Source organism: Thermaerobacter litoralis, from assembly GCF_054654595.1.
Map to the genome: position 1 here is coordinate 427,977 of NZ_BAAIES010000009.1, position 23,385 is coordinate 451,361.

General features: G+C 71.4%; 17 protein-coding genes, 1 tRNA gene and 1 other RNA gene. 8 read left to right on the forward strand and 11 right to left on the reverse strand.

Annotated features, from left to right (window positions below):
- Window positions 1-27: 27 nt before the first annotated feature.
- Window positions 28-519, forward strand: a complete 492-nt coding sequence (gene lepB / locus ACYQ02_RS08890; protein WP_460040088.1) for a signal peptidase I — start codon at window positions 28-30, stop codon at window positions 517-519.
- An 8-nt stretch (window positions 520-527) separates the two neighbouring features.
- On the opposite strand, the gene ACYQ02_RS08895 is transcribed toward lepB, so the two are convergent.
- On the reverse strand, window positions 528-992 hold the full coding sequence (locus ACYQ02_RS08895) for a hypothetical protein (protein WP_460040089.1): 465 nt from the start codon (window positions 990-992) through the stop codon (window positions 528-530).
- 396 nt (window positions 993-1,388) lie between these two features.
- On the opposite strand from ACYQ02_RS08895, the gene ACYQ02_RS08900 reads away from it, so the two are divergent.
- The 3 genes from ACYQ02_RS08900 (at window position 1,389) to ACYQ02_RS08910 (ending at window position 8,828) form a co-directional block, all read left to right on the forward strand.
- Window positions 1,389-4,874, forward strand: a complete 3,486-nt coding sequence (locus ACYQ02_RS08900; protein WP_460040090.1) for a hypothetical protein — start codon at window positions 1,389-1,391, stop codon at window positions 4,872-4,874.
- A 146-nt stretch (window positions 4,875-5,020) separates the two neighbouring features.
- The gene (locus ACYQ02_RS08905; RefSeq protein ID WP_460040091.1) at window positions 5,021-7,237 is read left to right on the forward strand and encodes a choice-of-anchor J domain-containing protein; all 2,217 of its coding nucleotides are present in this window, start codon (window positions 5,021-5,023) and stop codon (window positions 7,235-7,237) included.
- 127 nt (window positions 7,238-7,364) lie between these two features.
- Window positions 7,365-8,828 (forward strand): acyltransferase family protein, encoded by a 1,464-nt coding sequence (locus ACYQ02_RS08910; RefSeq protein WP_460040092.1) that lies wholly within the window; start codon window positions 7,365-7,367, stop codon window positions 8,826-8,828.
- Between the two features lie 370 nt (window positions 8,829-9,198).
- On the opposite strand, the gene ACYQ02_RS08915 is transcribed toward ACYQ02_RS08910, so the two are convergent.
- The 4 genes from ACYQ02_RS08915 to ACYQ02_RS08930 all read right to left on the reverse strand — a co-directional run bounded on the left by ACYQ02_RS08915 (window position 9,199) and on the right by ACYQ02_RS08930 (window position 13,071).
- Window positions 9,199-10,209 carry a TIM barrel protein gene (locus ACYQ02_RS08915; RefSeq protein ID WP_460040093.1) on the reverse strand — a complete coding sequence of 337 codons (1,011 nt, stop codon included), beginning with the start codon at window positions 10,207-10,209 and terminating at the stop codon, window positions 9,199-9,201.
- A gap of 336 nt (window positions 10,210-10,545) precedes the next feature.
- Window positions 10,546-10,936: RNase P RNA component class A (gene rnpB / locus ACYQ02_RS08920), an RNA gene on the reverse strand.
- Between the two features lie 246 nt (window positions 10,937-11,182).
- Window positions 11,183-11,707 carry a ribonuclease HI family protein gene (locus ACYQ02_RS08925; RefSeq protein ID WP_460040094.1) on the reverse strand — a complete coding sequence of 175 codons (525 nt, stop codon included), beginning with the start codon at window positions 11,705-11,707 and terminating at the stop codon, window positions 11,183-11,185.
- A complete protein-coding gene (locus ACYQ02_RS08930) occupies window positions 11,704-13,071 on the reverse strand; it encodes a tRNA (adenine(22)-N(1))-methyltransferase (protein ID WP_460040095.1) in 1,368 nt (455 codons plus the stop codon). Before ACYQ02_RS08930 ends, ACYQ02_RS08925 begins: the two co-directional genes overlap by 4 nt.
- A gap of 198 nt (window positions 13,072-13,269) precedes the next feature.
- On the opposite strand from ACYQ02_RS08930, the gene ACYQ02_RS08935 reads away from it, so the two are divergent.
- The 3 genes from ACYQ02_RS08935 to ACYQ02_RS08945 are packed head-to-tail and all read left to right on the forward strand — an operon-like array spanning window position 13,270 to window position 14,711.
- The gene (locus ACYQ02_RS08935; protein WP_460040096.1) at window positions 13,270-13,467 is read left to right on the forward strand and encodes a MoaD/ThiS family protein; all 198 of its coding nucleotides are present in this window, start codon (window positions 13,270-13,272) and stop codon (window positions 13,465-13,467) included.
- Window positions 13,468-13,520: 53 nt separating this feature from the next.
- Window positions 13,521-14,444 (forward strand): TIGR00269 family protein, encoded by a 924-nt coding sequence (locus ACYQ02_RS08940; RefSeq protein WP_460040097.1) that lies wholly within the window; start codon window positions 13,521-13,523, stop codon window positions 14,442-14,444.
- Between the two features lie 60 nt (window positions 14,445-14,504).
- A complete protein-coding gene (locus tag ACYQ02_RS08945; protein WP_460040098.1) occupies window positions 14,505-14,711 on the forward strand; it encodes a zinc ribbon-containing protein in 207 nt (68 codons plus the stop codon).
- 203 nt (window positions 14,712-14,914) lie between these two features.
- On the opposite strand, the gene ACYQ02_RS08950 is transcribed toward ACYQ02_RS08945, so the two are convergent.
- Window positions 14,915-14,986 (reverse strand) — tRNA-Gly (locus ACYQ02_RS08950).
- Between the two features lie 231 nt (window positions 14,987-15,217).
- Here ACYQ02_RS08950 and ACYQ02_RS08955 point away from each other — a divergent pair.
- On the forward strand, window positions 15,218-16,063 hold the full coding sequence (locus ACYQ02_RS08955; protein WP_460040099.1) for a 2-phosphosulfolactate phosphatase: 846 nt from the start codon (window positions 15,218-15,220) through the stop codon (window positions 16,061-16,063).
- Window positions 16,064-16,475: 412 nt separating this feature from the next.
- Here ACYQ02_RS08955 and ACYQ02_RS08960 read toward each other — a convergent pair whose 3' ends face one another.
- The 5 genes from ACYQ02_RS08960 to ACYQ02_RS08980 form a co-directional block, all read right to left on the reverse strand.
- A complete protein-coding gene (locus tag ACYQ02_RS08960) occupies window positions 16,476-17,111 on the reverse strand; it encodes a hypothetical protein (protein WP_460040100.1) in 636 nt (211 codons plus the stop codon).
- Complete coding sequence (locus tag ACYQ02_RS08965) at window positions 17,105-17,953, reverse strand: ABC transporter ATP-binding protein (RefSeq protein WP_460040101.1); 849 nt, start codon at window positions 17,951-17,953, stop codon at window positions 17,105-17,107. The genes ACYQ02_RS08960 and ACYQ02_RS08965 overlap by 7 nt, the downstream gene beginning before the upstream one ends.
- On the reverse strand, window positions 17,950-20,031 hold the full coding sequence (locus ACYQ02_RS08970) for a hypothetical protein (protein ID WP_460040102.1): 2,082 nt from the start codon (window positions 20,029-20,031) through the stop codon (window positions 17,950-17,952). Before ACYQ02_RS08970 ends, ACYQ02_RS08965 begins: the two co-directional genes overlap by 4 nt.
- A gap of 252 nt (window positions 20,032-20,283) precedes the next feature.
- Window positions 20,284-21,159 (reverse strand): deoxyribonuclease IV, encoded by an 876-nt coding sequence (locus tag ACYQ02_RS08975; protein WP_460040103.1) that lies wholly within the window; start codon window positions 21,157-21,159, stop codon window positions 20,284-20,286.
- A gap of 17 nt (window positions 21,160-21,176) precedes the next feature.
- A complete protein-coding gene (locus ACYQ02_RS08980; protein WP_460040104.1) occupies window positions 21,177-23,363 on the reverse strand; it encodes a heme lyase CcmF/NrfE family subunit in 2,187 nt (728 codons plus the stop codon).
- Window positions 23,364-23,385 lie beyond the last annotated feature (22 nt).

Here is a 23,385-nt window from a genome sequence, read left to right on the forward strand (position 1 = left end):
CGATATCGCGCGCTAGGAAGCGTTCTCATGGAACTGCTACAGACGCTGGTCCTGTCGCTGCTGCTCGCCCTGCTGATCCGCACCTTCGTGGCCGAATCCTTCGTGGTTCAGGGCCACTCCATGGAACCCACCCTCCACCACGGCGAGCGGGTGCTGGTGTTCAAGCTGGGCGTCCGCTGGCGGGAGCCCCGGCCGGGGGAGATCGTGGTCTTCCGGCCGCCCCAGCAGCCGGGGGGCGAGTACATCAAACGGGTGGTGGCCGGTCCTGGCTCGACCGTGGCCATGGAGGACGGCCAGCTGATCCGCGACGGCGCCGCCGTGGAAGAGCCCTACGTGGTTTACGGCGACCGGTCGGACCTGGCCCCGGTCACGGTGCCGCCGGGGACGGTGTTCGTCCTGGGCGACAACCGGCCCAGCAGCTACGACAGCCGCTCCTTCGGGCCGGTGCCCCTGGACCGGCTGGACGGGCGGGCGGTGCTGGTCTTCTGGCCCCTGTGGCGCCTGCGCTGGTTGCGCTGAGGCGCCGGTCACCCGCCAAAGCGCCCGGGGCCCAGGCGGCGGCGCCGCTCGGCGGGCCGGGCACCCAGGCTCGCCCCGGCCAGGGCCAGCAGAAGCCCGGCGGCCCACAGCAGCCGCGAACCCAACAGGGCCAGGAGCAGCGCCGGCGCGGTGGGGGCACCGGCCGTCACCGGTTCGACCCGCACCAGGGCGCGAACGGCCGCCAGCACCAGCAACGCGGCCGCGGCGGTCCACACCAGCGCCGCCAGCCCTCGCAGCCAGGGGCTGCGCCCATCCATCAGCCGGCCCCAACCGGCGGCCAGGATGCCGTAGATCCCCGCGGCGCCGAGCAGGACGACCCCCAGGGCGGGCCACGCCAGCTGGGGGAAGGCCTCAGCGCCCTGCCGCACCGCCGGCTCGACCACCGCCCGGGCGGCCGCCAGGCCCCCGATCCAGACGACGACCCACAGCACAAGGCGGAGGATGACCGCCACAACCTCACATCCTTTCGCCAGCCCCATTCCGCGCCGGGCCGCCCGTCTCCTCCTGGGCGCCGGCCCTCCTGGCAGTCGAGTGCTTGGGACCCGGCCCGACCGGGAGCCACCTCGCCACTCCGTTGCCCGGGACCGGCTGGCATCGCCGGGCCGGGCCCCTGGGGGCGACGTGCCCCGGCGCCCGGTCTCGCCGGACCGGGCCGGGCGTTGAGCGCCTTCCCCGCACCCCCGTCGCGGGGTTTGGGACGGGCGCCCTGCCATGTCCGAGCCGCCGGGCGCATAGGCTGAGATGGGCGACCGACGGATTTTCGTCCATAGATTGCACAGCCAACCGTCGTCCAGCCAACCCCGCCCGTGTGGACCTTCCCACAGCCCGGATGACAAGGAGGTTTCGCCATGGACCCTGCCGGTCGACCCATCCCCCTGCGCCGGACCCGCCCGGCCCGCGGCCCTCGTCCGGTTTCCGACCCTCCCGGCCGGCCCGGCGGGGAACGGCCCGGCGAGCACTGGCCCGGCCAGAGCCGGCCCGGCCAGCACCGGCCCCCGGAGGGCCAGCGCCGTCGCCCCTCACCCGCCCCCTCCGGCCCGCGACCAGAGGCGGCGGCCCGTTCCACCAGCCCGCAGCCGGGCACGGCCCCCGGGTCCCAGCGGGGAGCCGTCGCCGGCCCCCACGCCGCCGGCTCCCACCCCGTGCTGGTGGTTCCCCCACCCCCCGCCGAGGAACCGGCTCCGGCCGGCGCCGGCCGGGGAGGCCCGGGGCCCTGGGCCTGGGGCGCGGCCGTGGGCACGGTCCTGGTGACGGCCGGCCTGTATGCCACCCTGGCCGCCGCCGTCCGTCACCCCGGCGCAGGCCCGGCGGCCCATCCGCTCCTGGCCGCCGGGCTGTGGATCCCCGCTGCGGGCCTCACCGCCTCGGCCCTGGCCGCCGCCCGCCGCCGGTGGCGGCAGCGGCTCAGCAACCGGGGTCGCCGCGGCACAGGCCGCCATGGGGATGGGGCGGGCAGGGGGCCATCGCCCCAGCTCGGGGCACCATTGCAGGCCGGCTCGCCCGCAGCCGGTGCGCCGGCCGCGGCCGCCGCGCCGGCCGAGGCCACTGCGCCGGCTGTGGGACGCCGGGCCCTACGGCGGGACGCCGGGAACCGGGAGGGGACGAGCTCCGGCGGGGCGGGCCCCCGCCCCGGGGTGGCGCTCGGCCGCCGGCTCCGGGCCGTCGCCGCCGCGGTCCCGGCGGCCTTGGCCGTGCTGGGCTACGGCGTGGCCCTGGCCGGGTGGATGGGCTGGTGGGGATCGGGACCGGCCCTTCCAGACCTGGGCCGGGGCCTGTGGACGCCGGCGGCCCTGGCGGTGCTGGCGGCGGCGGTGGTGGCCGCCCTGGCCGCCGGGGATCTGGTGGGCCGGCCCGCTGCGGAGGACCCCCGCCGGCTCGTCCTGCGCTGGGTCCTCCACGGCGGCGCCCTGGCCCTGGCCCTGGCGGCCGTAGCGCCCTGGGAGTTCACCGCGCTGCCGGTCGACCACCCCGTGCGGCGGCTGGCACCGGGGGTGTACGCGGCGGCCTCGGTCGCCCTGGCCGCCTGGGTCCTCACCCACGCCGCGTCGTCCGCCCGCCGGCCGGGTGATGCACCAGGAGCCGCCGCCTCCTACACCATGCTGCGGACGGGGATCATGCTGGCCCTGACCGGGAAGGCGGAGGTGCCCACCCCGGCCCAGCCGGTCATTCTCTCGGGCCTGCTCTGGCTTCTGCCCAGCCGGGGGGCGCCGGCACAGGGCCGCTCCCTCCGCGGCCGGGGCGAGGCACCGGCCGGGAGGTCTTCGTCCGATCCGGGGTCCGGTTCCCGCCGCCCCGCCCCCGTCGTGCCCTTCCCGTGCCGGCGGCCCGTCCCTGCTGAACCGCCTGTCGCCGCTCCTTATACGGTTACGGAACCGGCTGGACCGAGAGGGGCGGTGGGAAAGGTCTCGCCCCCGGACGGGAACCGCGGGGACGGGGTTGGGCGGCCTCACCCGCCCGCCCGGGACGGTCGCCGGCGCCGGGGACGCCGGCGGGACGCCCTCCGCTCGGCGCTTCTGGGGATCACCGCGGCGGCTCTCTTCGGCCTGGTGCACACGGCCCTGCTCTGGTTGACCGGGACCTGGGAGGCCGGTCCGCCCCTGGACACGGGGCCGGCCTGGTTCCACCAGCTCCCGCCGGGCCCGGCCGGGCAAGGGCTGCTGGCGGTACTGGCCTCCCTGGCGGGCTATGTCGTGGGGTCCCTCACCGCCGCCGGCAGCCGGTGGTGCCTGTCGGCGGTGCCGGCCTTCGCCGCCAGCGGGGAGACGGCCCGGCCGGACGAACCGGCGATCCCGCCGGCCGCCGAGCCGGCTTCTGAGCCGGCGGCCGTGGCCGGCTTGGCCGGGGCCGGCGGTCGCGGCGCGCCCGAACCTTGGCCGGGAAAGGGTAGCCTGGGCACTCCGGTCACGCCTGGGAGCGGCCGGACCCCTCCGGCCCCGGATGCGCCGCCGGTGCCTGGGACCACCGGCCAACCACCGGCGGCTTCCACTCCGGCGATCCCCACGACGACGGCCACCTCGCCGGGGGGCGATCCCGCCGGGGCGGGCGCCGACCCGGTCGCCGCGCCGGCGGCCACGCCAGCCGCCGCCCTGGCCGCTACCCCGGCCACCGCCGAACCACCCCAGGTCGCCGATCCGGACGGCCCCCCGGCGGCGGCTCCGTTGCCGGCGGCAGCCCCGGCGCCACCGGCCGCAAGCCCCGCACCGGCAATGCCCGCCGGGGCGCTCCGGGAAGAGCCGCAGCCCGCACCGGTACGGCCGGCCATACCCGCGCAGGAACCAGCACCCGGCTCGCGGCAACCGGCCGGCACGGTCCAGGGGGAATCCGAACCCGGTCCCGAGCCGCCGGTGGCCCCTGCGGCCCCGGTGGCGGCGGCGCCGGCACGGCGGGCACCGGCCCTACCCGCCGGGCCGGACCCCGAACCGGCTCCCCCACCGCCGGTTCCCCCGGCCGGGCAACAGGCGGCCTCGGCGCCGGCTCCTTTGGCCGCGCAGCAGGCGGACCCCGCGCCGGCTCCTTTGGCCGCGCAGCAGGCGGACCCGGCGCCGGCCCCGGACATCCCGCCATCGCCGTTCCGAGCCCTTGCAGCGGGGGTGGGCGGCACCGCCCTTACGGCGGGGACGGGCGGCGCCACCCTTGCGGCGGGGGCAGGCGGCGCCTCTGGTAGCGGCCGGCCCACCCCGCCCCGGCCCGGAGAAGCCGCCGCCCCTCCAGCCACCTCGCTCACCCCGGGCGGATCCGCCGGGAGCGCCCCCAGGGCAGAAGGTGGTACGACCCCACCCCCGATCGCTCGGCCGGGGCCGAGCCTGGGGCGGGTCGTCACGCCCTCCTGGGCCGGTTGGCGCACCGCCCCGCACCGGTCGCCCCAGCCGCCGGGGCAGCGGCCCGCTCCGGCGCCCGGACCGCGGCGGCCCCAGGGTCCGTCCAACACACCGGCGGCAGCGGGGCGGGCAACGTCCGGTCCAGCCCCTGCGGCCCCGGATTCCACCCGGCCCGCGGCCGTCCCGCCAGGCCCTAAGCGCTGGGCGGGAACGGCAACCCGATTCCGTCGAACCTGGGCATCTCCCCCTGGTAAGCGCCCGGAGCCCCCGGAATCGCACCACGGCGCCGCCCCGGGGTCTTCCGACGGAACGGCTTTCTGGACCACCGGCGCCGAGGCCCCGGACCGGGCCCCCCGTCCCTCCCGGCAGCCGTCCCCTCCGGCGGCGGTCGCCCATGGCCGGCCCATCCTCCCGCGGCGGCAGCCAGGGGGTCGAACCGGCGGGCCGGCTCCGGGCGGCGATGGGGAAGGCGCCGGCCCGGCCCGTTCCACCAGCCCGGTTGGGCCGCGGCGGTGATCGGGAACTGGACACCGACGATGGATGACGGCATCCGGTCGACACGATCCGACAAAAATTTGGTGCCCCTGATAAAGGAATGGTGCCCGTGGAAATCGAACCCATCCCCCCGGGACGAGCTCGTCACCCCGTGAGGAGGGATGGGGATGCAGCATCGCAACGGTACCACGCGGCGCCGGCGCCTGGTGGCGCTGGGCCTGGCGGTGACGCTGGCCGCGGCCATCGTCTCGGCCGGGCCGGGACCGGGCCTCGCCGGCCGGGCGCTGGCCTCGGGCTCCGGCGGAGCGGCGGCAGGCCTTGAGGCCGGAGGGGCCGGTTCGTCCGCCGTCCGCGAGCCCGAGCCCATGGACGTCGGCCCCCAGGTGCGCCATCGCCGGTTCCCCGTCGCCCGCAAGGCGCCGGTGGTGGACGGCAGTGCGCAGGGGGAAGCCGGGATCATGGCCGCCACGGCGGCCTACGAGCCCGTGCCGGGCACCCGCCGTACCTTCTTCACCTTGGACTACAGCCGCGGGCGGCTGGTCGCGACCACCTTCGTCCTGCGCGGCGTCAGCGAGCACGCGGAGATCTGGGTCGCCGAGAACCTGTCGTTCCCGCAGGGGGATCCCCGCAACGACCGGGTGGCCGTCACCGATGAGCAGGTCCGCTACCTGCTCAACGAGTTCGAGACCAACATCCGGCCCAAGGAGGAGGCGTTCTTCGGCCCCTGGGACGTCCACGACGGGTCGCAAGCGCTGCTCGACCAGTGGGGCTACGTGCCGGACGGCTATTACACCGCCGCCGACGGCAAGGCCCGGGACATCATCCTGGTGGAGAACGTCAAGGATGAGAACTACTACGACCCCACCTACCCGTCTTACGTGGCGGGGTTCTATGCCTCGGCCTATGAGCTCTACATGGACCGGAACATCGTGACCATCGACGCCTTCGACTGGGCCCAGCGGCTCGGTCCCAACGACGCCCCCTGGCGGCGGGATCCCGCCACCGGAAGGCCGTATCTGTACGACGGGACCCTGGCCCATGAGTTCCAGCACCTGATCCACGACGACTACGACAGCGACGAGGACAACTGGATCAACGAGGGGATCTCGGACTTCGCCGAGTTCCTGGTTGGGTACGGTCACCCCGACAGCCACGTCGACTGGTACCTGGACAACCCCGAGAACTCCCTCACCGCCTGGGGGGACCAGGGCGACCGGCAGATCCTGGCCGACTACGGGGTGGCGTATCTCTTCCAGCTGTACCTCCACGACCACTTCGGCGGCGGCGAGGTGATCCGCCGGCTGGTGGCCAACCCTGCCAACGGCAGCCAGGGGGTCGACGCGGTCCTGGCCGAGCTGGGGTACCGGCAGCGGTTCCCCGAGGTCTACCGGGACTTCCAGGTGGCGCTCGTGGCCGCCGGCCAGAGCCGGGCGCCGGACGCCTACCGGTTCCACAGCATCGACCTCACCCGGTTCGGCTCGAAGGGTGGGGTGAACCTGGAGGCCACCACCTTCGGCGACGGGCAGGTGGCCGGCTGGGCCACCGACGTGGCCGCCACCTGGACCCGCGACCAGGCCCGGGCGACCCGGGTCACCTTCAACGGCGACGACTTCTTGCCGATCCCGTGGTCGGTGGTCCCGGCGCCGGCGGGCGGCGACGGGCAGGCCCTCTGGAGCGGCACCGGTGACCTCTTGGACCAGTGGCTGGTCCTCCCCCTGGACCTGCGGGGGGCGAGCGGCACCATCCTGGAGTTCGACCACGCCTACGACATCGAGGCAGCCTGGGACTACGGCTTCGTCCAGGTCTCCAGCGACGGCGGCAAGACGTGGACCAGCCTGGCCAACGAAAACACCACGTCGGTGCTCGACCCCAATGCCCATCCCCGGGTGCGGGAGAACGTACCCGGCTTTACCGGGGTCTCGGGCGGCTGGCGCCATGAGACCTTCGACCTGTCGGCATACGACGGGCGCAGCATCCTGCTGGCCTTCCGCTACGTGACCGACTGGGCGACGGCCGGCAACGACGACGACCCGGCCAACGACGGCTGGTTCATCGACAACGTGGTCGTCCGGGCGGGCGAGGGAACCCTCGCCGGTCCCTTCGACGGCAGCAGCCTGGAGGGCTTCCAGAGCCTCAGCGAGGCGACGGGGCAGCCCGTGACCTACCTGGTCACGGCCGTCCAGTTGGACCGCAACGGCCGGGTGGAGGCGCGGGACTTCCGTTTCCACGACAGGCCGCGCCAGGAAGACCTGAACACCCTGGCGGCGACCCTGGGCCGCAGCAACGCCGACCGGCAGCTGGTGCTGGTCACCCACATCACCGGCGACGATTCGGCGACCCCGGTCCACTACGAGCTCCGGTTCGACGCACCCGCTCGCCGGTGATGACGCCAAGCAAGGAAGGGACGCGGCAAGGAGGGGGCGCGGCCAGGAACCGGCCGCGCCCTCTCCTGTTGCCGCGTCCGTTCAGCCTCCGGCGGCTGCGGTCCTCACCCGCAGACGACCCGGCCGGGTGGTCCCGGTGCTGGCGGCCTGTTCGTCCCGGCCCGGGTCGAATAATTTCTGTAGGATGATCTGCCGAGAGCCGCACTCCAGCGCCCATCGCCACCACCGGCCCGCGCCGCAGGTTGTCGCCGTTCCGCCCCGCCACGCCCCCGACCCGGGCGGAGGTTCCTCCCGCCGCCTGGCGGCCCTGGACGTGGCCCGGGGCTTGAGCATCAGCCTGGTCGTGCTGGGCCACACCAGCCTGCCGGCCTGGCTCAACGGGCCCCTCAGCACCGTCCGCCTGCCCCTGCTCTTCTTCGTCTCCGGGTACCTGTTCAACTGGGAGCGGTACCGGGGCCAGCCCGGTCGGCTCCTGCGCCACCGGGGCCGGCGGCTGCTGGTGCCCTACCTGGCCGCAGGGCTGTTGACCTTCCTGTTCTGGCTGCTGGCCCGCCGGCCCACCAGCCCGGACGCCCAGGCCATCCCCTGGTGGCGTCCCCTGGCCGGCTGGCTGTACGGCAGCGCCAGCGCGGAATGGCTGGTGTTCAACCTGCCCTTGTGGTACTTGCCCGCGTCCTTCGGCGGGCAGGTGGTGTTCTGGGGCCTGCTGCGGCTGGTGGCATCCCGCTCCCCGGCGTCCCAGGCGGCGGCTGCCCTGACCCTGGGGCTGGCCGGCGTCGCCCTGGGCCAGCACGTCCACCTGCCGTGGGCCCTCGACGTCGCCCTGGCCGCCCAGCCCTTCTTCTGGGCCGGCTGGTTCCTCCGGCAGGCCCGGTGGATGCCAGGGGAAGGCACCGCCTTTCCGCCGGCCCCAGCATGGGCCCGGCGGCCGGCCGCCGTCGCCCTGGCTGCGGGCCTGTGGCTCGCCGCCCTCGGGATCAACGGTTCCGTCGCCATCAACACCCGGGAGTACGGCCAGCCCCTGTGGTTCTACGCAGGCGGCCTGGGTGGGTGCTTGGTGGCCCTCTACCTGGCCGCCGGGCTGGCCCGGTGGTCGCCGGCCCGGGCGGTCCTTGCCTACCTGGGGCGCCACTCCATGGTGGTGCTGAACTTCCACGTGGGGCTGGCCTTTCCGGTCCTCTCGTGGGTGCTCCAGGCCCTGGCCGGCGATCCGCTGGCGGGGGCATGGCCGTTGTACTGGGTTTGGGGACTGGGGTCGACGGCGGCCCTGGCCGCCTGGCTGGGGCGCCACCCGCGGCTCGCCGCCTGGTTCGAAGGGACGTTCCAAGGGACGGCGCCGGCCCCTTCGGCCCCGACCTCCCCACGGCCGGCGGCGGTCCGCGGTACGCTGCCAACCGGAGCAGCTCGCAGGACCCCGTCGGGTCCGCGAGGAGCGGCAGCGGCCCCCGGGACCCCGTCGGGTCCGCGAGGACCGGCAGCGGCTCCCAGGACCCCGTCGGGTCCGCGAGGAGCGGCAGGGGCCCCCGGGACCCCATCCGGTCCGCGAGGACCGGCCAGCGCTTTGGGACGGGTCGCATCGCCTTCCCGATGACCAGCACCACCGGCCCCGGGACCCGGGCGGGAGCAGGAACGGGCACGGGACGGGATGGGGCCCCGGAGGCCGAGCGGGGACCCGGCGAGCCTGGAGCCGGACGAAGGACCCCGCCCCGGCGGCCCATCCGGTCCGGGCGGTACGTTGCGCCCCGGCGCCGCATCCGGTCCGGGCGGTGCGTTGGGTCCCGGCGGCCCATCTGGCCCGAGCGGCGTTGGGCCCCGATGGCCCATCCAGCCTGGGCAGCGCATCTGGTGCCGGAGGGGCGTCGGGCCCCGGCGGCGCACCCGGTGCCGGGGTCGCATCCCGCCCCGGCGCGCCGGGGACCCCGCCGGGGCCCCCTCCAGGCCGGCGGACACGCCAGGGGCCTTCAGGTCCGGGGCGCGCGCGGGGCGGCGCTCCGCCAGGCCTCGCGGAAGAGCCGGGTCGCTTGAGGCAGAGCGCTGTCGTCGTCCAGCTCCAGGACCACCGGGCCGGCAAAGCCGCGTTGCCGCAGGGCAGCCGCCAGTTGGTCCAGGGCCAGGCGTCCCGAACCCAGGGGCAGGTGGGCCCGGCCGGTGGCCCCGGCAGCCGGCGTCGCGGCCCCAGCCCAAGCCGCACCCGCCGCGGGCGCTGGCGGCACGGCGTCGTGCAGGTGGATGCCCCGCAGGCGGTCGCCCACCTCCCGCACCATCGACACCGGGTCATCGCCGTTGCTGACGGCATGACCCGCATCCAAGCAAACGGCGACGCCGGCGGCACGGACGACCCTGACGAAAAGGGGCCAGGGCATGCCCTCCAGGTTCTCCAGGGCCAGCGCGCCCGCGGCTTCCGGGGGCGTCTCCGCCTGGAGGCGGCGCAAGGCCGTCACCAGGCGCGCGGCCAGTTCCTCCAAGAGGGCGGGCCGTTCCGCGGCGGGCGTGGCCAGTACCAGCGCCTGGGTGGCGTAGTTGGCGGGGTGGACGGCGGCCAGCTGTGGCGCCAGCGCCGCCGTCGCCCGCAGGGCGCCAAGGACCGAGGCGACGCTGCCCTCCCACACCGGCTGGTCCAGGGACGTCAGGTCCGGCCAGACATAGGGCAGGTGCACGCTGGCTCCGAGCCCCTCGGCGGCCAGGATCGCCGCCGCCTCCCGCCACGGCCCCGGCTCCGCGTAACGGGCGTCCAGCCCGCACGCGTCGGCGTGGAACTCCAGGGCCCCCGCACCCCGCTCCTTGACGCGGCGCGCCTCTTGCCGGAGGCCAGCGAGGAAGCGGTCCGGATCCTCCGGGCGGTGGCGGCTCCGCCACAGGGAGCGGCAGGGCCAGGCGACGGCGGGCTCCCGGCCGTGGCCGGCCTGGTGGCCCGGGCGGGGTTCCGCGCCCGGCGGGGTCGGCGGGCCGGCCGGTGGCGGCGTGGCGGCCATGGCGATCGCCCTCCTCTGGTTTTCGCGAGCGTCTGTGTCCGGGTGTCGTTGACATGGCCCTTGGGGTTTCCCGGTCCCTGGTCCTTGAAGCCCCAGGCCGTCGGGATCCAGGTTCCCCATGGACGCCGGCCGCCCCTCCCTGCTGGCAGCCGTCGTGCCCCTGGGAGGAACCGGCGCCGCGGGGCACCACCGGCCCGCCCGCCGCCGGCGGGTGCCATCGGCACGGCCCGGCGGCCCCTGGCTGGCATCATCGCCACGGGCCGAGGCAGTCCTCGAGGTGTTATGAAAAAGCGGGAGGAGGCTGCGCGCCGCAACCTCCTCCCGCTGAGACGAACCGGGACGAGCCAGCCTGTAAGCCGGGTTCTGTCGAGGGTGATCATCTATCTAGGGCACCCGGTTGCCCGGGGCCTCAAGCGGCCAACCCGAGGGCTCAGCGGGCCACCTCATCGCCCTCCTACTCGGCCTTGCTGCCGGTGGGGTTTGCCTAGCCGGCCAGTCGCCTGGCCGCTGGTGCGCTCTTACCGCACCTTTTCACCCTTACCGGCGGCCCGGACGGCGGCGCGGGCCAGGCCGCACCGCCCGTCCGGTTCCACCGGCGGTATGTCTCTGTGGCACTTTCCCGGGGGTCGCCCCCGCTGGGCGTTACCCAGCACCGTGCCCTGTGCAGCCCGGACTTTCCTCGGACGCGGCCTTGCGGCCCTGCGCCCGCGATCACCCGGCTGACTCGACCCGTCATTGCAAAAGGGTCGCTAAACTTCAAAAGGTCGCAAAACTTCGGAAAACGGTCGGCTTGGTTGCCGGCGCGCCGGCCCTTCCGCGGGCCGATCCGGCAGGACGCCGCGGGCACCCGCGCCGTGGCCCGCCGCCTGGGCGCGCCACGGTCATTCTACGGGGTGTTGGCCGCGCCCACAAGGTCGGGAGGAACCATCGCCGGGCGAAGGGCCCCAGGTCCGGCGGCACCTGCCGGCCCCCGTCAGCGCTCCTGGGTGGACGCGCGGTCACGGCCGTTCAGCCCGCCGTCCGGCCCGGCAGGCGCGGCGGCCTCCCCGGCGGCGTCGATCCCCTGGTTGGCCAGCCGGTCGGCTTCCCGGTTCTGCTCCCGGGGCACATGGATGAAACGCACTGCATCAAACCGCGCCGCCAGTTCCAGCGCCTGCCGGAAGAGGGGCTTGAGCCCCTCGTTCTTGACCCGGTACTGGCCGTTGAGCTGCCGCACCATCAGCTCGCTATCGGAGTAGACCTCCAGGTGGCGCACGCCGCGCGCCAGCGCGCGCTCCAGGCCGGTGATCAGGGCCGTGTACTCGGCCACGTTGTTGGTCGTCGCCCCGATCGCCTGGGCGACCCGCTCGGCCACCACGCCGTCGGGGTCGACCAGGACCACGCCGATGCCCGCCGGGCCCGGGTTGCCCCGGGCGGCACCGTCGGTGTGGAGCCGCCACGGCGCCGTGGCGCGACGGCCCGCGCCCCCCGCCATCCCTTGAATCGGCTTCGCCGTCACCCTTCATCCTCCTGACGGCCGGCCCGGGCGTCCCGGGTCACTCCCGGGACGGCCGGACCGGCGCGGGGTTCCGTCCCCTGTTCCCCGCCGTGATTCCCCGCCGTGCGGGCCAAGACCTGCCCCAAAAATTTCAACCACGCCGCCGCCTGACGGCGGGCAGCCCGGGCCCGCGGGGTTGAACCGGCGTTCGCCATCAAAGCCCGCCGCCACGGCCGGGCCAGTTCGTCCAGCCACGCGGCCAGCAGGGGATCGGGGCCGCCATCCGCCCGGCGGGCCAGCAGGGCTGGTCCCACGGAGGCCACGGCCGCCCGGGGATCCACGCCGCAGGCGCTGGCCAGATGCGCCAGCCGTTGGGCTGCTTCGGCCACCGGCCGGCCCCATACCCAGATGAACGCCGGTTCGTCCGATATCGCAAACCCTGGTGCGGGTGCCCGCCGGGCAGCGGCAGCGCCCGGCCCGGACCCGGTGAGCCCCGGTTCACCACCGTCCGCTGGGCCGAACATGGGTTCAGGCCCGCGGGCGCTGGCAACCGCGGCGGCCGGCGCCCGGACGGCCAGCGCCACCGCGGCCGGTTCAACCACCCGGCCGGCCATGATGGGATAGGTGTGCCGGCCATCCTGGACCAAGCGCTCCCCTTCCAGGGCCACCCACAGCGCGGGGGCCGCCTTCGGCCCGGTCCCCTCGACTGCCGTCCCCGTCCCTTGGGACGGGGTTCCTTCGGAGCACCCTGCCGACAAGCACCCTTCCGACGAGGTCCCTTCCGATGAGCACCGGCCGGATGGATCCCCTGAAGGGCCGCCGGATGCGTCCCCCCGCGCCCCCTGCGCTCCACCCGCGCCGGGGGACGGCGGGCGACTCCCTCCCGGCGCGGCCGCAAGCGGGCCGCACCCCCGCGACCCCGCCGCAGCGCCCTCGCTGGCGCCGCGCGCCGGGGCGGGCCAGAGACGCCGCCCGTCCCCGTCCCAGGCCGGCAAGCGCAGGGCCGCCGCGCCCCGGGACGGCTGCAGCACCAGCCGCGTCCCCGGGACCAGGCGAGCCGCCCCCCGGTGCAGGATGGCAGCGATGGTCTCGCCATGCAACCCCGCGATGACGATGGCGTCGGCCTCCCCCGGCCGCAAGGGTTCAAGGCCCCAGCCGTGCCGCAGTTCGACCCGGTGGTCCAGGCCCGCCCGGGCCACCTGCTGCCGGGCAGCTTCCAGGGGACCCGGCCGGAGGTCGGTGGCCACGGCGCGCTGCGCCTGCCCGCGCAGGACGGCGGCCACCGGCAGCAGCCCGTGATCGGTCCCGATGTCGGCCAGGACCCCCACGGATCCCAGGACGTCGAGCAGCCCCTCGATGCGCGGCCCCGGCCGGATCGCCGCCATCCTCCCACCCCTGCCTCGCCACCCCTGCCTCGCGCTGGGAATCGGGTCCGCTTCATGGGAGTGGGGTCCGTCTGGGAGTCGGGTCCCCTTTGGCCACGGCGTCGCGTCCCCGTCCCGGCAGACCCCTTCCTTGCCGCTTCCATCCCCCGCTGCTATCATGGGCACGCAAGGGACGATCCCGCAAAGGGGGCTTCCCCAATGAAGGTCACCGTTCCCATTCCCGTTCGCAAGGTGTACGAGATCAAGGGTCCCAAGCGCGTTCAGGAGATCCTGGACGAGTTGGGACTGCCCTACGAATCGGTGATCGTCATCTACGAGAAGCGCCTTTTGACCCCCGACGCGCGGGTTCCGGACGAGGCGGAGATCGAAGTCCGCCCGGCCATCTCCGGCGGTTGATCCTTCGTCCCGCCCCACCGGCCTACCGCCCGCCGCGCCGGCGGGGAAAGGAGGTGGCAGCGTTGAAGTGCACCAAGTGCGGTGAACCGGCGGTGGTGCCCATCCGCCGCCACAACGCGGCCTTCTGCACGGAGCATTTCTTCGAGTACTTCGACAACCAGGTTCAGCGCGCCATCAAGGAACACCGCATGTTCACCCCCGACGACCGGATCCTGGTCGCCGTCTCCGGCGGCAAGGACAGCCTGGCCGTGTGGGACGTGCTCTTGCGGCTGGGCTACCAGGCCGACGGCTTCTACATCGATCTGGGGATCGGCGACTACTCCAAGCGGTCGACGGAGAAGGTGCTGAACTTCGCCGCCGAGCGGGGCGCCAACCTGCGGGTGGTCTCCGTGGAAGAGGAGTACGGCCTGGGGACCCGGGAGCTCGCCCGCAAGGTGCGCCGGCCCGCCTGCTCGGCGTGCGGCCTGAACAAGCGGTACCTCTTCAACAAGGTGGCGCTGGAGGGCGGGTACGACGTCATCGTCACCGGTCACAACCTGGACGACGAGGCGGCCACCCTGCTGAGCAACGTGCTCCACTGGAACACCGGCTACCTGGCGCGCCAGTCGCCGGTGCTGGAGGCCAGCGCCCCGAACCTGGTCAAGAAGGTCAAGCCCCTGTACCGGCTGACCGAGCGGGAGATCGCCTCCTACGCCGTGTTGCGCGGTATCGATTACATCGTCGAGGAATGCCCGATGGCCAAGGGCGCCAAGTCGATCCAGTACAAGCACATCCTCAACCAGCTGGAGGAGCTGTCGCCCGGCACCAAGGCCAGCTTCCTCTTCGGCTTCCTCGAGCGCGGGCGCGAGCACTTCGAGGAGGAGCGGGAGCAGGTGGAGGTGCGGCCGTGCCGCCTCTGCGGCCAGCCGACCACGGGCGACATCTGCGCCCACTGCCGCATGTTGCAGCGCGCCGGCGTCGCCGTGGCCGGGGATTGACCCCGGCGCCCCGGGTGAACCGGCCGGAAACGGGACAGGTTAAACCCGGGGGTGAAACCCATGCCCCGAACGGGGGAAGAACCCGGCCCGGGCATCTACACCTGCACCCGCTGCGGGCAGACGGTGCGGCTGGACGACCCGGGCGACCGGCTGCCGCCGTGCCCCGACTGCCGCAACACGGAGTTCACCCGAGCGGTGACGAACCCGGCGGCCACCGGCGTCAGCACCCGGGTGGAGGCACGCCGGGAGCCGGGCGGGAGGGCTTGAGGGTCGCCCGTTCGCTTCCCCGCCCCAACGATGCCGAGAAACGCACGGCGGCAGCGACGGCCCGCCGCAAACGCGCCGGTGCCGTAGCCGGTGGCCTCGATGCAATGGCTTGGCATGGACGCAATGGTGGCGATGGATGAATGGAGCCCGTACACGACGCAAAAAACCGGGGCCGGCAGCCAAGCTGCCGGCCCCTGAATTTGAGCGGGAGACGGGAATCGAACCCGCGGCCTTCACCTTGGGAGGGTGACGCTCTACCACTGAGCTACTCCCGCACGTCATCGATTTTGTTTTGTACCTTGCGACCCCCACCGGGCGCAACCCTGGGGCCGGCGGGGGCGCCACGCGCCGCACCTCCGGTGCGACCGGTGGGCGCGCAGCCCTTATAATAGCGCAGTGACGGCCGCGTGGCAAGCCACCGGCCCGCTCCCCTGGCCTGTTCCATCCCGGCACAACCGCGCCGGAACAGCTGGGCCGGAGCAACCGGAGTTCAAGGAGGTCCCCCCATGGCCACCGTCCACGTCCTCTGGACCGCCGACGCGGCCCGCGACCACGCCTTCGCCCCCGATGAGGCCGCGGTCGTCTTCGACATCCTGCGGGCGACCACCACGATGACGGCCGCCCTGGCGGCCGGCGCCCGGGCCGTGTGCCCCGTGGCCGACCGGCCCACCGCCCTGGCCTTGCGGGACGCCCTGGAGCCACCGCCCCTGCTGGCCGGTGAGGCAAACATGCACCGCCAACCCGGGTTTGACATGGGAAACTCCCCCTTGGAGATGGACCCGGCCCGGGTCGGCGGCAAGGTCGTGGTCCTGTGCACCACCAATGGCACCCGGGCCGCCGTCGCCGCGCGCGCCGCGGGTTGCCGCCGTCTCTTCGCCGCCAGCCTGCTCAACCGCACCGCCACCGCCCGCGCCCTCCTGGCCGAGCCCCGGCCCGCCCGGATCACCCTGATCTGCGCCGGAACCAAAGGGGCCTTCTCCCTGGACGACGTGCTGGGCGCCGGCGCGGTGATCGAAGCCTTGCTCGAACTGGACGGGGCCGGCCCCTCCGCCACCCTGGCTCCGCCCGGCGGCCCGGCGCTGACCGACGCCGCCCAGGCGGCCCTGGCGCTCTGGCACCACCACCGGGACGATCCGGCAGGCGCCCTGGCCCGCTGCCACCACGGCCGCCTGCTGGTGGAGAACGGCTTTGGGCAGGACGTGACCGCCGCAGCCCGGGTCGATGCGGCGGATTTCGCCATCACCTGGCAGCTGGTGCGGGATTTGCCGGAGGGCGCGGGAGGCGGCTGGTTCGTCCCGACATATTTCCCGGGCAATCGACGGGCCGGCCAGGGTGGGGCCGGTCTTATTTAGACCGGCCGGGGAGGGGAGCGGGCGCGCCGTGCCTCGCGGGCCCTCGCCCTTGCAACCGGGGGAACCGGCCCCTTTCAAGGTGGAACCGGTCCCCTTCCGGCCCCCTGCCGGCGGCCTGACTCAGGCAGTCGCCACCGCCCAAACCGACGGAACAGCAGGACCCCCTTGGGACCTCGGTTGCGGCGACATCGAGTCCCGCACGTCCGCGTCCTGCCACGGGATCCGTACCGGCTTGGGAATCGGGCGCAGGCCCACGGACGGCACGAGCCCAACCGGCAGAGTTCCCACCCGCGGCGGGGAACCGGCGGTGGGGCAGGGCGGTCCCGTCGAACCGGGCCTCCGGCGGTCCGGCGCGGGGCGGGCCGTGCGGCCCGCCCCAGCGGCACTCACGAGGCCGCTGGCTTCACGGCCGTCAAAGGCGGGTGTGAGCGTACCCGCGGGTTTCAAGCCAGTAGCCCACGACAAAAAGGCCCACGGTGAGGACGCCCACTGCGGGCACCTTGCCCAGGTCACTCCAGCGATCGTACAGGCCGAGCTGAAAGATGCTCACGGGCAGGTTGGGCGCGGTCAACATGAAACCCACACAATACGTTACGTTGAAAAGTAGAGGGAGAAAAGTGTTTCGAACCACAAGGGCAAGGCAATAGGCTGCCGCGATGAGAGCCGCACTCTGGACGGCGACGGCGATAAAGAGCAGCCACAGGCGCCCAAAACGCGTCGAGAGATACAGGAACGAGACGGCGCACAAGGCGACGAACAGGACCCAACAGATGATCATCCTGGCGAAGAGGGCACCCCGGCGGCCGGCGTAGACGAGCAGCAGTTCCCGAGCCGGCGAGTCCACGTATTCCCGCAGGATCAGCAGGGGCCACCAGGGAGCGAAGACGGGAATCAACAACTGGCATACCGTCGCAATGATGCTTGGATCGTGACCTTCTGCGGTCGCCGCGAGCACGCTCAGAGGCGTCAACCCCAGCACGATGGCGGGCGGCACCAGGCCGTAACGGCCAAGATTCTTCATTTCGAGGTAAAAGGCCCGACTCAGCATAGCCCATGGATCAGCCCCATGTAGGCGTCCTCCAGTGTCGGCGCAACGGCGGGGAACCGCTGAGGCTGCCGTGTGACGACGCGGTGCTGCACGCGACCCGAGACCTCGGTGATTCGCACGGTGAAGTGAGGCCCGGCGATGTCCTGCGCATTCTCCGCAGCGACCTGGTAGACCTTCCCCTCCGCTAGGCGGCGCAGTTCCTCGCAGCTGTCTTGGAACAGAACCTGTCCCCGGTCCAGGATGATGACCCTGTCACAACAGGCATCGACATCCTCCACCAGATGCGTCGAGAGGAGAATCGCCCGGCCTTGTTTGATCGTGTTGACCAGGTTCTTGAACCTGGTCCGTTCGGCCGGGTCCAGACCCGCCGTCGGCTCGTCGAAGAGCAGCAACCGGGGACTACCCAGCAGAGCCTGGGCAATTCCGGCCCGCCGGATCATGCCGGCCGACAGAGTCTTGACCCGCTCGCCCGCCCGATCGGCCAGATTCACCGCTTCAAGCACCCTGTCGATCTCACCGGCCGTCTGGTTTCTGGGAATTCCCTTCAGGGAACACACATACTCCATCATCTCGTACAGGGTAAGCTCACGAAACATGCTAAAGGCTTGGGGAAGATACCCCATTTCCTGATAAAATACCTTCGACTTTTTAATGGGCACGCCCTCGTAAAGCACTTGACCTCGGTCGGGGTGAATCAGTCCCACCATGCAGCGAAGCAACGTCGTCTTCCCCGCCCCGTTTGGACCTAGCAAGCCGTACACGCCGGAGTCCAGCCGTAGATCAATGTCCTTCAGAACCTGTCGCCGTCCGAATCGCTTGCTCACCCGGTCGATCGCCATCATTCCCCGAGTTCCTCCCTCAAGGACCGCTCGACGAAGTCGAGGGGATCTCCACCTTGGCCGGAGGTCAGATGATCATAAAATCTGCGACGGTGTTTCGTCGTTTGGGGTGATTCCGAAAACAGGTAACGGGCTGCCTGGTCAAGGACCGTCGCCGTCAACTCTTCCTGGCGCATGGACGCGGCGCTAAGGCCGGATTCTGTAGATGAAGCCGAATGCTGGCGCAGTCGCCGCACTTCCTGGATGTCAGACAAGATTTTGGCCGGGTCCAACCTCGCAGACGGATCGACCGGGGCACCCTCTGGGATCCCAACAAGGTAATCCACGTATTGGCCCACGAACCTAAAGTTTTCTGCAGACACTCCCGCTTGAAACTGGGTCATGATGATGCTACGGGCCAGTTCGGCGCCACTGCCGCATGATTGGGCCGTCACATGGTCGCTCATGATCACGACATCTTCCGTAGTTGAATTGAGGCCAAAACTCCGCGGTACCTGAAAGAACTTCTTCTCGGAGAAACCCCGGATCAATGCCGGCATCGGCTGCTCAAGTTCCGTATAGACGCGGTCCAGGATATGTTCGGCCCGGCGCAAGCACTCACGGGTAGGCCGGTCGTTACGCGTGGGTTCTGCGTAGATTCCGTTCTCCACCTCGTCGTAAAGCCCAGCGAACAGCGTCAGGCCATTCGTACGACCGGCGAAGACGTTGTCGTGGCCGTCCAGATTCGAAAAGACCTTAAGGTTCGACCGCACTTCAACCGTGTATTCGCTTTCTTTCGATGACAAGTTGATCACGTATCCGTACCGGTCGGAGTCCCAGATTCTGAGTCGACCGGATTTCGGGTAGTACGCAAAATACCCCGGCAGGGTGATGGCCTGGGCATTCGCATAGTATTTCGGGGATTTCCCATGGTACCGAAACGTGACGGTCCTCGCCCCATCGAGTGGGCCCACCGTGACGTAGTCCCCGTCGCGGGTAAAACGCACTTTGCCAGATTCCGTGTGCACGTCCGTGATAATGTATCCGTGGTAAAGGGTGAAATCGTACCGGTCAAGATGAGGGTTGTCAAGGGTCACCCTGACCTCGGCACGCAACTCGTTGCTGATTGTGAACTTCATGTCATACGCCTCCACCTGAAATCCGGGCTCCAGTCGCTGGGAGTCTGGTTCGTCCTGTCCCATGTAGTAGATTGGGTCCGCGTACGGAAACGACTGCATCCGCCGGTCCATCGCCAGAGTCGACCCGCGGTAGGAGAACAAAACGACGGCAACAGATGCCGTCACAATGGTTGCGGCGAGCAAGACATTCTTAACTTGACGACTACGGGCCGCGGTGTAACCGATTAAGGCGAGGGGAAAGACCATCCAAAAGAGAGCCACACCCCACCGAACTGGTTCCAGTGGAAATCCATAGATGTCGGGAACGGCAAAGGCGTTGCCGATCTCATGGGGTACCAGGCGTACAAAGTCCTTAATGGAATAAAGCAGATTCTCGGTCCATGACGATCCAAACAGAAGAAGGGGGATTCGGAAAGGAACCTCGGTGAACCTCGTGTTGAGAAGGGTCAGGCCAACGGTTAGGCCATAAACCGCAAGCCGCCTCCCCCCGAAGGCGGACCCGAACACGATACCGAGCAACCCGGCAATTAGAAAGGATAGCCACGAATACAGTATGCATGTTTTAATGAGATGTATGAGCACTGGGTCGAAGTCCAAACCCGAAAGGGCATAAAAAAATGCGCTCAACATTAGATAGAGAACGAAAGGAATTGTCGAGATAACCAACAGACACCCGACGAGCCCAGCATACACCCTGGCTAGACCATACTTTGTCGTTTTGAAGGATTCGTCCAATGAGTGGTCGCGAAGGGCGCGAGCCAGGTTATAAAAACAATAGATGAACAACGCCACAATAAAAATGTTAGGCTGGAAAACGGACTCTAACGCAGGGAATAGAGCCCGATGGCGCAAAAAGATTCGGAGATGATATCCCCCGTAGAGCACCAGTGCTAGATGTGTAGTAATGAACAGGATGCTTCGATCTCTGGCACGCCAAAATATTCGCAGCCAATGAACAATCATGGATGCAAGGCCTCCAAAACCATAAACAGGGGCCTACACCCATGTTTATGGTGAGTCATTGTTCGTCCAAAAGCTACTAGTTCGATACTTTTCCCCTACCAATGCCACCGCTGTATCAATACATGGAATTCAATTGAGCTGCACCCCACCCGTCCACCGGGCGGCTACGGGTTGCGGGGGTTCATCATGGGGCCCGCCCGCCGGCGGGGCCGCGTCCTGCCACCCCCCAGCTCCCTGAAGGGGATTCGAGGCTCACGCCCCGCCGGCCACCGCCTGGTCCAGGTCCCGCAGCCAGCGGATCTCCGCGGCATAGTCCAGCTCGCCCTCGATGGGCGTCTCCAGCAGCATCGGCAAGGCACGCAAGCGCGGGTGGCGCAGCAGGTTGGCAAAGCCCTCCCGGCCAATGGCCCCCTGGCCCATCTTCTCGTGGCGGTCGCGGCGGGAGCCGCAGGGAAACTTGCTGTCATTGACATGCAGGGCCTGGACCCGCTCCCAGCCGATGACCCGGTCCAGATCGTCCACCAGGCGTTCCACCTGGTCGGGGTCCCGCCAGTCGTAGCCCGCGGCGAACAGGTGGCAGGTATCCAGACACACCCCCACCCGCTGGGGCCAGCCCAGCCCTTCCAGGATGGCCCGCAGTTCCTCCAGGCGCCCACCGATCTCGCTGCCCTGGCCCGACATGGTCTCCAAAAGGAGCCACGGCGCGCCGGGTTCCTCCAGCAAGGGAAGAACCGGCTCGATGGCCGCCACGATCCGCCGGATGCCGTCGGCCGGATCGCCCTCCACGTAGCTCCCCGGGTGGGTCACCGCCGCCTCGGCTCCGACCCAGCGGCAGCGCTCCAGGTCCTCCCGCAGCACCCGGCGGGCGAACTCGTAGGCCTGGGGTTTGGGCGAGGCCAGGTTCACCGTGTAGGGGATGTGGGCGATGGCGTAGCGCAGGCCGACCTCCTGCCGGCGCCGCAGCCACTCGCTGCGCTCGGCCTCGTCCACCCGGCGCTGGGCACCGCCGCGGGGATTGCGGGGGAAGAATTGCAGGGCGTTGGCCTCCACCTGGGCCGCGACCCCGGCCGCCGCCGGGAACCCCTTGGCCACCGATAGGTGACAACCGACGATCAAGGGCTTGTCCAACCGTCCTGCCTCCTTCGTCACCGGCCGGCGGCGGCCCGGGTCGTACGGCCGGCGGTCCCCTGGGCCGAACCGCCGGCGGCCGCCAGGGCGTCGATCTCCGCCGCCACCCGGGCTTCCGCCTCCGACCAGCCGGCCAGCACGGCCTGGGCCGCCGCCTCCAGCCCCTGGCGCAGCCGGGCGTAGTCGGCCGCGGCGATCTTGCCGCTGCGGAAGTCGTACTCCAGCTCGGCCAGTTCGGTCATCACCCGGGCCCGGCCCGTGGCCAGGGCCGGGCGCGGCCAGAGGGAGAAGAGGGTGCCGGCCACCACCAGGTAGCCGCCAATCCAGACCCAGGCCACCATGGGATTCAGGTAGAACTCCAGGCCGGCGGTCTCACCCTCCCAACCGCCCAGGACGACGTACAGGTCGCGGCTCAAGGAGGTGAGCATCGCCACCTCGGTGGTGGGTCCCATAGTCTCGGCGAAACCCGGGTAGAACCGGCGTTCCGGCTGCAGCCGGCCGACCTCCCGGCCGTCCCGGCTCACCGTCAGGTCGGCGTACACGGCGGGGACGCCTTCGGAGATCCGCTCGCCCAGGCCATGGTATGTGATGGTGAACCCGCCGAGGGAATAGCTCTCGCCGGGCTCCAGCCCCACCGCCTGGACCTGCTGGTAGCCGTACAGGCCCGTCAGGCCGATCATCACCAGCACCACGCCCAGGTGGACCACATACCCACCGTACCGGCGAGGATTGCGGTTAAGCATCTGCCAGAAGCCCCGCAGGGAGCGGTCGCCCGTGCTCTCCACCCGGGCCAGGTGGGCGGCCACCACGTCCGCCACGGTCGCCGTGGCCACGAAGAAGGCGATGGAGAAGCCCGCCACGACGGCCGGCTCCCGCATCCCCAGGACCACCAGGGCGACGGCCAGAGCCAGCGCGCCCACCGCCGGCAGGGCCAGGAGCCGCCGGACCCGGGGCCAGGAGGCCCGCCGCCACGCCAGCACGGGGGCCACGCCCATGAGGACCATCATCGCCAGCAACAGGGGCACGCCGACCCAGTTGAAGAAGGGCGGCCCCACCGACACCTGGGCGCCGAAGAGCGGGGTGACCAGGGGCAGGACCGTCCCCCAGAAGACCGCAAAGGTCAACCCCGCCAGCAGGAGGTTGTTCAGGAGGAACCCCGTCTCCTTGGACAGGGCCGACTCCGGCCGCCGCTCGTCGGCCAGCAGGGGCGCCCGGTCGATCAGCAGGTAGACCGCCACGACCAGAACGCCGCCGAGGAAACCCAAAAACCACGGGCTGGTGGGTGAGGTGACGAAGGCATGGACCGACGAGAGGATCCCGCTCCGGGTGACGAAAGTGCCGAAGATGGTCAGGAGGAAGACAAACACCACCAGGCCCACGTTCCACCGCTTGAGCATGCCCCGCTTCTCCTGGACCAGGGAGGAGTGGATGAAGGCCGTGGCCAGGAGCCAGGGCATCAGCGCCGCGTTCTCCACCGGATCCCAGGCCCAGACGCCGCCCCAGCCCAGCTCGGTGTACGCCCAGCGCGCGCCGATGAGGATGCCCACCGAGAGGAACAGCCACGCCAGCAGGGTCCAACGCCGGGTGACGCGGATCCAGGCGTCGCCGGCCTGCCGCGTCCACAAGGCCGCCATGGCGAAGGCAAAGGGCACCGCCATGCCGACATAGCCCAGGTACAGGGTCAAGGGATGGGAGACCATCCACGGGTTCTGCAGCAGCGGGTTCATCCCCCGCCCGTCGGCCGGTGGGTTCGGCAGCACCTCGAAGGGGCCCCCCACCACAGCCACCTGGAAGGCAAAGAAGGCGGCCACCCCGCCCAGGGTCGCCAGCGCGTAGGGCAAGAGGGCCGGCACAGCCCGCCGGGTGGTAAAGGCCACGGCCGCCGTGTAGCCGCTGAGCAGCCACAGCCAGAAGAGCAGCGACCCCTCCTGCCCCGACCATAGGGCGCTGACCTTGTAGGGGGTCGGCATGTAGCGGCTGGACTGGCTGGCCACGTAGCGGAAGGAGAAGTCGTCGGTGAAGAGGGCGTAGACCAGGATGGCCACGGCCAACGTGACGCTGGCGAACAGGCCCGCCGCCAGCCAGCGGGCCGGCGGCATCCAGCGCAGCCGCCAGCGCCAGCGCCCCTCCAGGGGCGCCCACACCGCCAGCGCCAGGGCCAGCACCAAGGCCACGACGGTCAGCCCATGTCCCAGTTGGGCCATCGGGGTCCTCCCATCATCCCCG